The organism is Hymenobacter sp. (assembly GCF_036387835.1).
Lineage (GTDB): Bacteria > Bacteroidota > Bacteroidia > Cytophagales > Hymenobacteraceae > Hymenobacter.
Genome location: NZ_DASVSY010000105.1, coordinates 87,002 through 99,980 on the forward strand (window position 1 = coordinate 87,002; position 12,979 = coordinate 99,980).

Consider the following 12,979-nt stretch of genomic DNA (forward strand, 5'->3'; position numbering starts at 1 on the left):
TGATTAAAAGCCCAGATTGAAGCCGAACAGAATAGTACGCGCCAGTGGTGGCGTGTAAAAATCGTGGCCCAGGATGTAGTTGCCACTCTGCACACCGGCAGCAGTGTTGCCTCCTACGTATCCAGTATTTACTTCTGGGTCGTAACCTTTGTAATTGGTAATAGTGGCTAGGTTTTGCCCCGTCACATACACGCGAGCTGATTGCAGCAATGCTTTTTTAGCCCATACTGTGGGCAGCGTATAGCTTAGCGTCACGGACTTGATGCGGAAAAATGAGCCATCCTCAATCCAGCGCGACGAGGTTTGTGTTCCGTTAGCATCGCCATAACGCGCTTGCGGCACGTTCGTGATGTCGCCCGGGTTCCGCCAGCGGTTCAGCTGATCTGTGGTTTGGTTGTCGAAGTAGTCGCCGTTTACCGACTGGTACACCCCGGCAATATTGTAAATGTCGTTGCCGTACGTGAACTGCGTGAGTGCACTCAATTCAAAATCCTTATAAGATACAGTGTTGCTGAAGCCACCTGTATATTGAGGATTGGGGTTACCAAGCTTCTGCACAGCTCCTTGGCTATACACACTGGTCTTGCTGCCGTCGGCAGTGTAAAACAGTGCATCACCATTGGCAGGGTCCACACCAGCATACTTTACGCCGTAGAACACACCAATCGGTTCACCAACCCGCACTCGGCTTAGGTTACGACCTCCGGAAATAATTTCCTGTCCGTTCAAGTCCGTAACTTTGTTGCGGTTAAAGGAAATATTGAAGTTGGTGCTCCATCTCACTACCCCATCGAGGTTGATCGTGTTCAGCGAGAGTTCCAAACCCCGGTTGCGCATCTTGCCCAAATTCTCGTAGATATTATCATAGCCACCGGTATACAGCAACTGACGAGCCAGTAGCAGATCACTGGTTTTCTTCTCGTATACATCCACTTCGCCCGATATGCGATTCTTCAGTATTCCAAACTCCAAGCCGATATCGGCTTGGGCAGTATTTTCCCAAGTCAGAAAATCGTTGCCGAGCTGAGTAGGCCGAATACCAGCTTGGTCAGCATAAGGAATAGCCTCGTACAAGCCCCGAGAAGCATAATTAGTAATTTCGGCATTACCTGTCAGGCCATAAGACCCGCGTAGCTTTACCAAGCTCACAATGCTATTGCCTTTCAGGAAATCTTCGTTGGAGATTACCCAGCCAAGAGAACCGGCTGGAAACACGCCGGTGCGCTCGTCTCGACCGAAGCGCGACGATTTATCGGCCCGTAAGCTACCTGACACCAGGTATTTCTCACGGAAGTTATAATTTACCCGACCGAAGTACGACAGAAATACATACTCGCTGAGTTGCGAGTCGCCATCCGTGATTTTAGCAGCACTGGTAATTTTGCGGAACTCGTCGTTAGGAAACGTCTGCCCTTCTGCGGATACCGATTTTTGACTGTAGCGCTGGAATGAAAACCCCGCCAATGCCTCAACAGCGTGATCTTCATTGAAGCTTCGGGCATAGGTAGCGGTGTTGTTAGTGGTATAATTCACCACGTTGCCTTGGCTCTCAAAAGCATAGCCCCGGCGTCCCCGACCCGTTTCGGTTTCAATACCACGATACAATTCTTCGTTGATATTGAGGAAGTCGCCCCCTACCTCAGTGCGCAAAGTCAGCGCCTTGATTGGGTTGTAAGATAGGAAGGCTGAACTTATTGAACGGTAGTTGCCGGAACGGTTGGTTGAGCTTAACTCCGCCAGGTTGTTGTAATAGAGCGTACTAGAGTTGACTTTCCCGTCGGGCAAATACTTCGCTTGCAGAGGTGGCAGGGCGTTTAACTGCACTGGGTTGGAAAAGTCGTTGTCGTCTGCCACCCGATCATTTACTGACCGTACCAATGACACGTTCACGCCAACTTTCAGCTTGTCGCTGATGCTGTGGTCGAGGTTGGCGCGAAAGCTACCTCGGCGGTAGCGGTTGCCGATTATAATGCCTTTTTGGTCGTTGAAGGTGCTGCTGATGTAGAAGCGCGTTTTGGCATCGCCCCCATTCACATTGAAGTCATATTGCGCTACCGAGCCTTTACGAAAAGCCGCACCAGCCCAGTCCGTATCCAAGTTAGAATTGTAGTCAATACCACCTTCCGCATCAAACACTTCTGCTACATCAGGATTAGCCCCATAGTTGCGGAAGACATAGCCGCCGCGAAAACCCGTTACCGGATCGGCCACCCGAGAACCACTATTCAGGATAGCTTCGCTGAACAGTTCTTTGTACTGAGCTGAATTCAGAAACTTACGGGTGCGGGTTGCTTTACTGGTCCCCCAGTAAGCGCCCACATTCACGCGGGTTTGACCTTGCTTGCCTTTTCTGGTGGTCACAAGTATGACACCGTTGGAAGCCCGCGAACCATAGATAGCTGAGGAAGCAGCATCCTTCAGAATCGAGATGCTCTCAATGTCGTTGGGATTGATGTCGGCTAGTGGATTACTGGTTTCTCCGAATGCTACGCCCGCATCATTCGACGTTACCGGAATGCCGTCAATCACATACAAAGGCTGGTTAGAAGCCGTCACCGATGATGCACCCCGTACCCGAATCTGAACTCCTGCTCCTAGCTTGCCGGAACCCTGGTTGATTTGCACCCCGGGAGTGCGACCCTGAATAGCTTGCTCGAAGCTAACGGTGGGTACGTTCTGCACGGCATTGCCCGAAATTTGCGTCACGGCACCAGTAACCTCCGATTTAGCTTGGGAGCCGTAGCCGATAACTACCGCTTCGCTCAGCGCTACCGCATCTTCTTTCAGCGTCACTGCTACGGTCGTCCGGTCGCCGACTACCACATTTTGCGTGGTATAACCCACAGAACTAACTACCAATGTAGCGGTGGGCTGTACCGTCAAGGAGAAACCACCATCAGGGCCGGTGCTGGTGCCGTTGGTGGTACCGCGTTCCAGCACGGTTACGCCTGGAATTCCGGAACCATCTGAACCAGTTATCCGGCCACTGATGGCGCGAGTCTGAGCCCAGGCTGGTGTGGCCGCTGCAACGGCACACACCAAAGGAATGAATAATTTTTTCTCCATGCATCTGACCTGCAAAAGGCCCATTAAAGTGAAAGTAGCTATGAAAAAGAAGGTGAGTAACCGATTAAAAGCATTAAACCCGTCATATGTAGGTCGCAAAGTAATGCCAATCCATGATAAAACATGACTTTATTGAAATTTACCCCTTCAAAAACAACCCTGTGTTTTCTTTTATGTTCGAAGCCTAGCTCTCGGTAGTATTGGAAGTTGGGTTTACTTGTTCGTCATACCTACCTTTACTGCCGTTACTGTCGCCTTCTTTTCGCAGCGGATTATACCGCGCGCCGTTCCCTTCTTTTTTCCCTGAATGTCTACCCCCATCCAGTACCTGACCACAGCGGCCGAGGTGCAACAAGCCGCCGACATTCTGCGGGCTGTTCCCCGTATTGCTATTGATTTAGAGTTCGATGATATGCGGCACCGGTACGGCCGCAACCTGGCTCTGATCCAGATTTTCGACGGGCAGACGCCTTACTTGATTGACCCGCTGCCGCTCACTAATCCGGTGCACGATCTGGAGCCGCTGTTTGCCATCCTGCGCGACCCGGCCGTGGAAAAAGTGTTTCACAGCTGCAAGTCCGATATCCTGTTGCTCGATGAGGTATACGGCGTGCACGTGCGCCACATTACTGACACGAGCGTGCAATACACGCTGCTGGCTGAAGCTGACAACAACATCTCCTTGGGTCGCCTAATTCAGACCGAGCTTGGTATCGAAGTCGACAAAGGCGAACAGAAATCCAACTGGCTGAAGCGCCCCCTTACCGAAGCTCAAATGCAGTACGCGGCCAACGATGTACTGTATTTGTTCGAGCTGGCCGACCGGCTACGCGATAAGCTGGCTGCCCTCGGGCGCACGCATTGGGCCGAAGAAGAAAATGCGGCGCTGGAAGACGTTCGGTATTCGCGCGATGAGCGGCCGTACCTACGCATGGCCGGTAAGTACCGCATCCTGCCCCAGGAGTTGCCCTTATTTCGCGACCTGTACCTGCTCCGCGACCAAGTGGCCCGGCAACTGGACCGCCCGCCTTATATGGTGTTTGCCAACGAGCGCCTTCCCGAGCTAGTCCGGGACCTGCCGCGCAACCTCAACGCCTGGAAAGCTGCCCGCGGGCTGCACCCCGAACTCAAGCGCCCGCCCTATCTCGACCAACTAACTGCTCTTTCCGCCGAGGGCTTTGTACCTACCCCCGAGCCAGTCATACCCGCCGAGCAGCGCCGTTTCCCTTTCCGCCGCCGGCTAACCGGCGAGAAAGCCGCCCGCGCCGACGCCCGCGAGCAACTGCTAACCCAGTTAAAAACCTACATCACTTCCGACATCAACGGCTTCGTCGCCAACCTAGTCCTCTCCAACCGCCTCGTGGCCGACATAGTGGAACTAGGCGCAGAGCAAGTTCTCCGCCCCTGGCAGAAAACCATCCTACGCGAAACCGCCGAGCGCCACAATCTCGATTACGAGCTAGTAGCAAGCGCCTTCTAAATCACGGATTTAGCCGGATTTTTCGGATTTCACGGATTTTGCAGTAGATCCATCCAGAAGCAAAAAGGCTTGCCACTTGGCAAGCCTTTTTGCTTCTGGATGGATCTACTCTCAGTATTTCTCAGCTAATAGTTATTAGCCAGGCCGTCGTTTGCATCCGTGAAATCCGAAAAATCCGGCTAAATCCGTGATTTAGAATTGCGCTTCTTCTGTGCTGCCGACCAAGGCCGCAGTGCTGGTTTGGTTGCTGGTCACCACGTTTTGTACGGCATCAAAGTAACCAGTGCCCACAAAGGTTTGGTGTTTTACGGCTTTGAAGCCGTGCTGCTGCAACGCAAGTTCCCGCTCCTGCAGCTCCGAGTAGCCGGCCATGCCCCGTTCCCGGTAGGCCATGGCCAGCTCAAACATGCTGGTATTGAGGGCGTGAAAACCGGCCAGGGTAATGAACTGGAACTTATAACCCATAGCCGCTAGCTCCTCGCGGTAGGTGCTCATTTCCTTCTTGCTCAGCTTAGCGGCCCAGTTAAACGATGGCGAGCAGTTGTAGGCCAGCAGCTTATCCGGATACTGCGCATGAATGGCATCGGCGAACTGGCGGGCCTGCGTCAAATCTGGGTGAGAGGTTTCCATCCAGATGAGGTCGGCGTAGGAGGCATAGGCGAGGCCGCGGGCAATGCCGGCTTCTACCCCGCAACGCACCCGAAAAAACCCTTCTGGGGTGCGCTCTGCCTCCTGCAAGATGAAAGGTTGGTCCCGCTGGTCTACATCGGAAGTGAGCAGGTCGGCGGCGTCGGCATCGGTGCGTGCTATTACCAAGGTTGGTACGCCCTGCACGTCGGCGGCGAGGCGGGCGGCTACCAGCTTGTTGATGGCTTCTTGCGTGGGCACTAGCACTTTGCCGCCTAGGTGGCCGCATTTTTTGGCCGACGAAAGCTGATCCTCGAAATGCACGCCCGCTGCGCCGGCTTCTATCATCATCTTCATCAACTCGAAAGCATTGAGGTTCCCCCCAAAACCAGCTTCGGCATCGGCCACAATGGGCACCAACCAGTGCACGTTGCCTTCGCCCGAGACGCTTTGAATCTGGTCGGCGCGGAGCAGGGCGTTGTTGATGCGCTTCACTACGGCCGGGACGCTGTCGGCGGGGTAAAGGCTTTGATCGGGGTACATCTGACCGGCGCCGTTGGCATCGGCGGCTACCTGCCAGCCTGAGAGGTAGATGGCGTTCAGGCCGGCCTGCACTTCCTGCACGGCCTGGTTGCCGGTGAGGGCGCCCAAACCGGCCACGTACAACTCGGTGTGCAACAGCTGCCACAACCGCTCGGCACCTTGGCGGGCCAGCGAGTATTCTATCTGCACCGAGCCTTGCAGCCTCACTACGTCTTCAACGGTGTAGGGGCGCTCAATCCCGGCCCAACGCGGATTCGTGGCCCAATCGTGTTTGATGGCGGCAATGCGTTCCTGCTTGTTCATGTGTATTGGGATTAGTGGTACAGAATAGGCAAGGCGCTGCCCTGCCGGCTTGAAAGGCGGCTTTTTTATTAGCTGGAAAAGGCGGAGTGGTGCCACGACTTTTTGGTCGTAGTACCATTATCGTTGAACGATATCGGGTAGCACGACATCGGGCAACATCAGCAACGGTAATGCTACCACGGCCGAAAAAGCCATGGTCGTGGTACCACGTTGTTCGACTTTAGGCTAGCTGCTCGTAGGCAGGTATTGTCAGAAATTCAATGAATATCTCACTGGTCACCATTCGGTCGAAGAGGCGGGCGGCTTCGAGGTAGCGGCCGGTGGTGTAGCGCTCCTCCCCTACCAGGGTCCTGATTTTGTCGAGTTGGCCGGGCACCAAAGAGCGGTACAGCGCCATCGTGACGGGGCGGCCATCTTGCAGAACAGTGCCGGGCGTATGCACCCATTGCCACACCTGCGCCCGGCTAATTTCGGCGGTAGCGGCGTCTTCCATCAGGTTATAGATGGGCACGCAGCCGTTCCCTCCCAACCACGACTCCAGGTACTGAATGGCTACATCGATGTTCAACTTCAAACCTTCCTCCGTGATGCTTCCGGCCGGGGCCTTCACCAAGTCGGCCGCCGATACCTTCACATCTTCCCGCTTATTATCAATTTGATTGGGCTGCAACATAAACTCATCGAACACGCGCAAAGCAACTGGCACAAGGCCCGGATGAGCTACCCACGTGCCGTCGTGGCCGTTTTTCACTTCCCGCAGCTTATCTAGGCGGACTTTTTCCAGCGCGGCCTCGTTGGCCTCAGGGTCGTTTTTGATCGGAATTTGCGCGGCCATGCCTCCAATAGCGTGCACGCCCCGGCGGTGGCAGGTTTGGACGACCAATTGCGAGTAAGCCGCCATGAAGGGTACCGTCATGGTTACTTCGGCACGGTTGGGCAATCGGAATTCGGGGTTGAGACCTAGCCGCTTGATATAACTGAAAATGTAGTCCCAACGGCCGCAGTTGAGGCCAGCCGAATGCTCGCGCAACTCATAGAGAATTTCGTTTAGCTCGAAAGCGGCGGGTAATGTCTCTATAAGTACGGTGGCTTTGATGGTGCATTTGGGCATCTTCAACGACCACTGAGCAAACCCGAAAACGTCGTTCCAGAGGCGAGCTTCGAGGTGGCTTTCAATTTTGGGCAGGTAGAAATATGGGGCGGTACCGCGGGCGCACAGCTCGTGCGCGTTGTGGAAAAAGTAGAGCCCGAAGTCAAACAACGAAGCACTAACCGGCTCACCATCCACCAGCATGTGCTTTTCCAGTAGGTGCCAGCCGCGAGGTCGCACCATAAGCACGGCGGTTTGCTCGTTGAGCTTATATTCTTTGGTTGGAGTGCTAACGGAAATAGTGCGGCGCACGGCGTCGCGCAGATTGCGCTGCCCTTCCACCACGTTCATCCAAGTTGGCGAGTTGGAATCTTCGAGGTCGGCCATGAACACCTTGGCTCCCGAGTTCAAGGCATTGATTATCATTTTACGCTCTACAGGCCCCGTAATTTCCACCCGGCGGTCTTGTAAGTCGAGCGGCACGGGGGCTACCGTCCAAGGCTTCTCCCGAATAAGATGCGTTTCGGGCAAGAAGTCTGGCAACTGCCCTGCTTGAAATGCGCTTTGCCGCTCTTCCCGCCGCTTCAAGAGTTGCTGCCGCGTATGGTCGAATCGGCGGTGCAACTCTGCCACAAATGCTAGTGCAGAGGGCGTCAGAACCTCGTTGAACTCAGCGGAACAAGAGCCAATAATTTTGACGCGCTCCGGCGTGACATAAGTGGGAGCAGCTACGAGTGGTTGCGGTTCAGTGAATGGCGACATACTAGAATGAAATTGGAAGTGTTGGAGAGGAAGTATTGCAGTGTTGTTAACCAAACATACACAAGCGAATTCTAATATTCAAGCGAATATTCGCTAAACATTGAAAATACGCTCTCTTGCCTTTATTTGCGGGATTTTATTTTTGTCCAAAAGAAACCCTCCGAAATTCTGTTCTTTGCATTCAGGCAGTTAAGAGTCTTACTCACACCTTGTAACTGCCTGCTACTTCTGCTTCTACATTCCCACCCGAAGCTTGTCTTCGTGCCCTATTGCCTATGTTGAGCCACGGCCAAGTTGTCCGGTTGATTTTTGGATTGAAGCTGCGTGAATTGCGCCAAGAGCGAGGATTTACTCCGGCCGAGCTAGCTCGCGCCTGCGACGTTTCGGTATCGTACTTAAATGAGATTGAGAAGGGCAAAAAATACCCGAAAGCCGACAAGATTCTGAGCCTCAGCAAGGTGTTAGGCGTTAGCTACGACCAGCTTACTTCGCTGACCCTAAGCCGGCGCTTGGAACCGATATCAGAACTGCTACAATCGGAAGTGCTGAAGGAATTTCCGTTGGAAATGTTTGGGCTGGACCCGGTGCGCATTGTGGAGCTAATTGCCGATGCGCCGGCCAAAATGAACGCTTTCATCAGCACGCTCTTCGAAATCGCCCGCAACTACGAGATGCGCCAGGAAAACTTCTTTCTGGCGGCTCTGCGCTCCTATCAGGAGATGCATGATAACTACTTCGAAGATCTGGAACAGGACGTCCGCACCTTTTGCGTAGAGGAAAAGCTCACGACTACCGCCCCCTTCGACACCACGCAGCTGGAACGGGTACTCGTGGAGAAGTATGGCTACACCCTCAATCGCACCAAGCTGGCCAACTATGCGTCGCTGGGGCGGTTGCGTTCAGTGTTTCAGCCCAAGACCCGCAGTTTGCTTTTGCGGCCGGGTCTCTCCAAAGCGCAGGAGGCCTTTGTGCTTGGCCGCGAGGTGGCCTTCAACTACCTCGGGCTAAAGGAGCGGCCTTACGTGAATGCCACCTTCCCGGTGCGCTCGTTCGACGAAGTGCTCAACAATTTCAAGGCGTCGTACTTTGCCGGAGCACTTTTGATGGAAGAGGAAAACCTGGTGCGCGACTTGCAGCAGTTCTTCGAGCTGCCGCAGTGGCAACCCGAGCGCCTGCAAGACCTGCTCACGCGCTACGACGTGTCGCCGGAGATGTTTATGCAGCGCCTGACCAACCTCCTACCGCGCCATTTCAACCTGCAAAGCTTGTTTTTTCTGCGCTTCGACCAGATCCACGCCATGGACGACGGCTACAAGCTAAGCAAGGAACTACACCTCTCGCGCCTGCACAACCCCCACGGCAACGAGCTGCACGAGCATTATTGCCGCCGTTGGGTGTCGATCAGGCTGGTGCAAGAGGCACGGCTGCGGGCCCTTACCGCAGCGCCCGCCTCGGTGCTCGGCGCCCAACGTTCCTGCTACCCCAACAACGACGAATACCTGTGTTTGACCCTGGCCCGCGCCGCGGGCCCCACCGAACCAGCCGTCAGCGTAACCGTCGGATTACTCTGCGACGACAACCTGCGCCAAAAGATTCGGTTTCACGATGACCCCGCTATCATTCAAAAAACGGTGAATGAAACCTGTGAACGGTGTCAGATTCCAAACTGCGAGGTGCGCGCCGCCGAGCCCATAGAGTTGGAACGCCGCGCCCGCCGACGCGAAACCGAAGCCGCTATCGACGCCTTAGTTAACGCTGACCGATAGCACAGGCCCGTCAACCAGCTCACCCTAGTGGTAGTCACACTGGCAGCAGTCTTCACCGACAAAGTTGGCGCGACTGCCTGCTCACAGACCGGGTCAGTCGCCTGACTGACGGCCGTGAAGCGGCCATGCGGCACCGCGCCATTCGATTCCGCTGCCAAAATCTAGGACCAAGCCAGCGGTTGCCAAACAGTTGTTTCCGAACTGTACACACTATTTTTGGGTATAGCCAACCACTACCCGCTTCGACCACCAGAACCCGTTGCCTTTGCCTATTCAAGCCGCTACTACCTCCCGCCGTTTACTTTGGTATGTGCTACTGCTGGCCTTGCTGATAGGCGGCACCGTATTTTATGCCGCCTGGCGGGTGCTTTGGCAACCCAACGTGGCCGTTTCGCCCTACGGTGCGGCATTCCTCTACATCCGGACGGGTACGGGCTATGCGGCTGTACTAGACTCGTTGCGGCGCCACGAGCTGCTGCGCAACCAAGGCACCTTCGAGTGGCTGGCCGAGCAACGCGGCTATCCTCGGCTGATACGCCCGGGTCGCTACCGCCTGAATCCCACCTTCGGCAACGACGATTTGCTGGACATGCTGCTTCAGGGCAAGCAAGACACCTTGGATTTCACTCTTGATGCCTTCAAGTACAAGCCGCAGCTAACCCGGCAAATCAGTCGGCAACTAGAAGCCGATTCAACGCAGCTACGGCGCCTACTGAACGACAACACCTTCCTGACCCGCCGCTACCACCTCGATACCACTACGGTGCTAACCATGTTCCTGCCCGGTCCGTACCGTTTCTTTTGGAACACTTCGGCCCAACAATTCCTGGATTCGGCCGCCGCTATGCACCGCCGGTTCTGGACCAGCCAGCGGCAGCAGCGCGCCGACTCGCTCGGACTTTCCCCCGTGCAAGTACACGTGCTGGCCAGCATTGTGCAGCGCGAAACGGCCATGAAAGAAGACAAACCCGTTATTGCGGGCGTGTATCTGAACCGCTTGCGGCGCGGTATGCGCCTGCAAGCCGATCCTACCCTGCTGTGGGCCATCGGCAACTTCAGAGTGAAGCGGGTGCTCAACAAAGACAAACTCGTCGATTCGCCCTACAACACTTATAAGCACAAAGGTCTCCCGCCCGGCCCCATCACCTCCGCTAATCGCCAAAGCCTGGATGCCGTCCTGAAGCCCGCCGCTCACAAATATGTGTTCTTCTGCGCCCGCCCCGACGGCAGCGGCTACTCTGACTTCGCCGAAACCTTTGCCGAGCACAAGCAAAACGCCCGCCGCTACCAGCATCGTTTGGACAGCTTAGGCATCAAGCGGTGAAGCAATGAGGTAGTGATTTAGCGACTAAGAGGCTATCCGAATAGGCCAAGTGTTTGTCATTCTGCTGGCGCGAATGGTGCGGCGGCGGCATGGTGCCACCGCCGCACCATTCGTGGTATCCTTGCTGATGTCTGCTCGGTGTTAAGAAAGAAGAGTCATTCAACGATAGTGGTACCACTCTCCGTGCCACTCCCCGCGCCACACATCAAACTCACTCATTCACCATTTCACCGAAGCCGGTACAAGCGGAGTTGGGCGGAATCCTGTTGAGTGGTGTGCTGTAAGGCGAGGGTTTCTTCGTAACCTAGGCCTGTGTATTCAGAGTGCTCTAGGAACAGCAACGGGGAGGTAAGCAGCGGCTCGGATAAGGCGGCCAGAGGCGGTTGGTGTTGGAGAGAATCGAAGTTAGGCGAGTTGGTTACGCGCCAATAAGAATCGAGCAGTACGTAATCGAACTGCTTTTTTCTCCACTGAGGGAGCTGCTTCTCATCGGTAATAACAGCTACGGTATCAGTACTCGCCAGAAAAGGCCGGAGGCCAAGGCTCAGGGAGCTTACGACGTGCAACGGGCCAGGAGTACGGGCTTCAAGCAACTTGGCCATTGCGCCGTAGTGGGTGGGTGCATAGGCATAGATTTCACGTTGAATTCTATACAGATTGAAGGCTATAGCTGCCAGCAGTACGCCCACCCACAACACCGTTGCCCTAAAGTTAATCAGTTGGCCGCTGCGTAGTATTCGGCGCAATGCCAGAAACGTGAGGATATAGAACAGTGGATACACCAGCAACAACCCACGCGGCGCTTTCAGCAGCAACGACATTCCTATCAGAAAACACCCTGCCCATATCCCCAAATAAACCGGCAGACCCACAGGCGTCTTCCACCAAGCCCTTTTTCGCAGTGCTTGCCGCACCCCTAGCAGCAGCCCCCCTACCAGCCCCGGCAGCAGCAGCGGCGACTCGAAGTCCCATAAGTAGCGCAGGTAATAAAGCCCATCGAAGCGCAGGTGCCCAACTCGGCCGGCGGAATTGCTGGCTCCCGGAAACACTAGGTTATAGTACACGGCCGGCCAACGGTACCACGGCAAACCACCTAGTACGCCAAGTAATCCTAGTAGTATGTAGGGTGCAGCAAGTATCAGCAACACCCGCAGCAGCATTGTGGGATGCCACAGCAAGCCCCGGCCATAAGTGAGTTCTAACAGCAACAAAATTGGCACCGTGAGCAGGAATTTGTAGTTGATGCTCAGGCCGAGCGCCAGCCAACCAGCCGCTCTTATCAAGGCGCTGGTACTCGGCTGGTGCAACCGTTGAAAATGACTCCGCAGCAACCCAACAAAGACAAATAGGCTCATGGAGCCCATGGTAAAGTCGCGGCCGGAGAAAGTGAGAAAGACGGAGGTGCCAGTGAAAAGCACCAGAAGCGCTAGTTCGGAGGCAGTTAAGCGCAACTGTGAGCCGACAAATTGCACCAGCCACGCCAGCGCGGCCACTGCAATTAAAGCATTCAGGTGCTGGTATACCCGGTAGTCGGTGGTGAGCCAAGCTAGGGGAGCCAGCAGCAGGGAAAAGGCCGGACTACCATGGTGAAACAGGTTGCGCAAGTTGCCATAGGCTACTTCCTGCACGATTTGCCAGTTGCGCACCGAATCGTAATCGGGCAATGATGCTTCCGCTAGCCCATATAGCCGCACCGCCGTTACAGCCAGCAACGCCAGCGCCGGAAGCAGCAAAGATTGAGTAGAAGATGAGGTGAAAGGAGCGCGCAAAGCAGTGAGCTGCGAATGAAGCCGCAAGATGCTAGTTTTGCCCGTGAGGTGAGTGGCCGAAAGCAGCGCTCCTCGGCTCCTTGCGTTGAAAATGGCCGACGGAAACGTCATGTATAGCTTCCATTACTCAGTTACTCGTGTTCCACAGGCAACTCTGGAAGTAAGTTGTTTCAGGTCGTTTGTGGGCGAGGTTTGTGGCCTGCTCCAAAATTATCTAAACCAACAACGATAAGCCAACCGTCTAACAAC

General features: G+C 54.9%; 7 protein-coding genes. 3 read left to right on the forward strand and 4 right to left on the reverse strand.

From position 1 onward, the window contains the following. Positions 1-3: 3 nt before the first annotated feature. Positions 4-3,066, reverse strand: coding sequence for a SusC/RagA family TonB-linked outer membrane protein (locus VF639_RS20180; RefSeq protein WP_331147744.1), 3,063 nt, complete (start codon positions 3,064-3,066; stop codon positions 4-6). 307 nt (positions 3,067-3,373) lie between these two features. Between VF639_RS20180 and VF639_RS20185 the strand changes: the two genes are divergently transcribed. Next, complete coding sequence (locus VF639_RS20185) at positions 3,374-4,546, forward strand: ribonuclease D (protein WP_331147745.1); 1,173 nt, start codon at positions 3,374-3,376, stop codon at positions 4,544-4,546. A 192-nt stretch (positions 4,547-4,738) separates the two neighbouring features. On the opposite strand, the gene aceA is transcribed toward VF639_RS20185, so the two are convergent. Next, positions 4,739-6,019: an isocitrate lyase gene (gene aceA / locus VF639_RS20190; protein WP_331147746.1), complete on the reverse strand. Its 1,281-nt coding sequence runs from the start codon at positions 6,017-6,019 to the stop codon at positions 4,739-4,741. Between the two features lie 220 nt (positions 6,020-6,239). Beyond that, positions 6,240-7,871: a malate synthase A gene (gene aceB / locus VF639_RS20195; RefSeq protein ID WP_331147747.1), complete on the reverse strand. Its 1,632-nt coding sequence runs from the start codon at positions 7,869-7,871 to the stop codon at positions 6,240-6,242. Positions 7,872-8,146: 275 nt separating this feature from the next. On the opposite strand from aceB, the gene VF639_RS20200 reads away from it, so the two are divergent. Further along, positions 8,147-9,637 carry a helix-turn-helix domain-containing protein gene (locus VF639_RS20200; RefSeq protein ID WP_331147748.1) on the forward strand — a complete coding sequence of 497 codons (1,491 nt, stop codon included), beginning with the start codon at positions 8,147-8,149 and terminating at the stop codon, positions 9,635-9,637. Between the two features lie 265 nt (positions 9,638-9,902). Further along, the gene (gene mltG / locus VF639_RS20205; protein WP_331147749.1) at positions 9,903-10,961 is read left to right on the forward strand and encodes an endolytic transglycosylase MltG; all 1,059 of its coding nucleotides are present in this window, start codon (positions 9,903-9,905) and stop codon (positions 10,959-10,961) included. Positions 10,962-11,188: 227 nt separating this feature from the next. Here the strand turns inward: mltG and VF639_RS20210 are convergent, their stop codons facing one another. Further along, positions 11,189-12,841: a hypothetical protein gene (locus VF639_RS20210; protein WP_331147750.1), complete on the reverse strand. Its 1,653-nt coding sequence runs from the start codon at positions 12,839-12,841 to the stop codon at positions 11,189-11,191. Between the last annotated feature and the right edge of the window lie 138 nt (positions 12,842-12,979).

Bases quoted from the DNA above. Each gene is read 5' to 3' on its own strand.
- aceA (WP_331147746.1), bottom strand. From the start codon at position 6,019: ATGAACAAGCAGGAACGCATTGCCGCCATCAAACACGATTGGGCCACG.
- VF639_RS20200 (WP_331147748.1), top strand. From the start codon at position 8,147: ATGTTGAGCCACGGCCAAGTTGTCCGGTTGATTTTTGGATTGAAGCTG.
- VF639_RS20210 (WP_331147750.1), bottom strand. From the start codon at position 12,841: ATGACGTTTCCGTCGGCCATTTTCAACGCAAGGAGCCGAGGAGCGCTG.
- VF639_RS20185 (WP_331147745.1), top strand. From the start codon at position 3,374: ATGTCTACCCCCATCCAGTACCTGACCACAGCGGCCGAGGTGCAACAA.
- aceB (WP_331147747.1), bottom strand. From the start codon at position 7,871: ATGTCGCCATTCACTGAACCGCAACCACTCGTAGCTGCTCCCACTTAT.
- VF639_RS20180 (WP_331147744.1), bottom strand. From the start codon at position 3,066: ATGGAGAAAAAATTATTCATTCCTTTGGTGTGTGCCGTTGCAGCGGCC.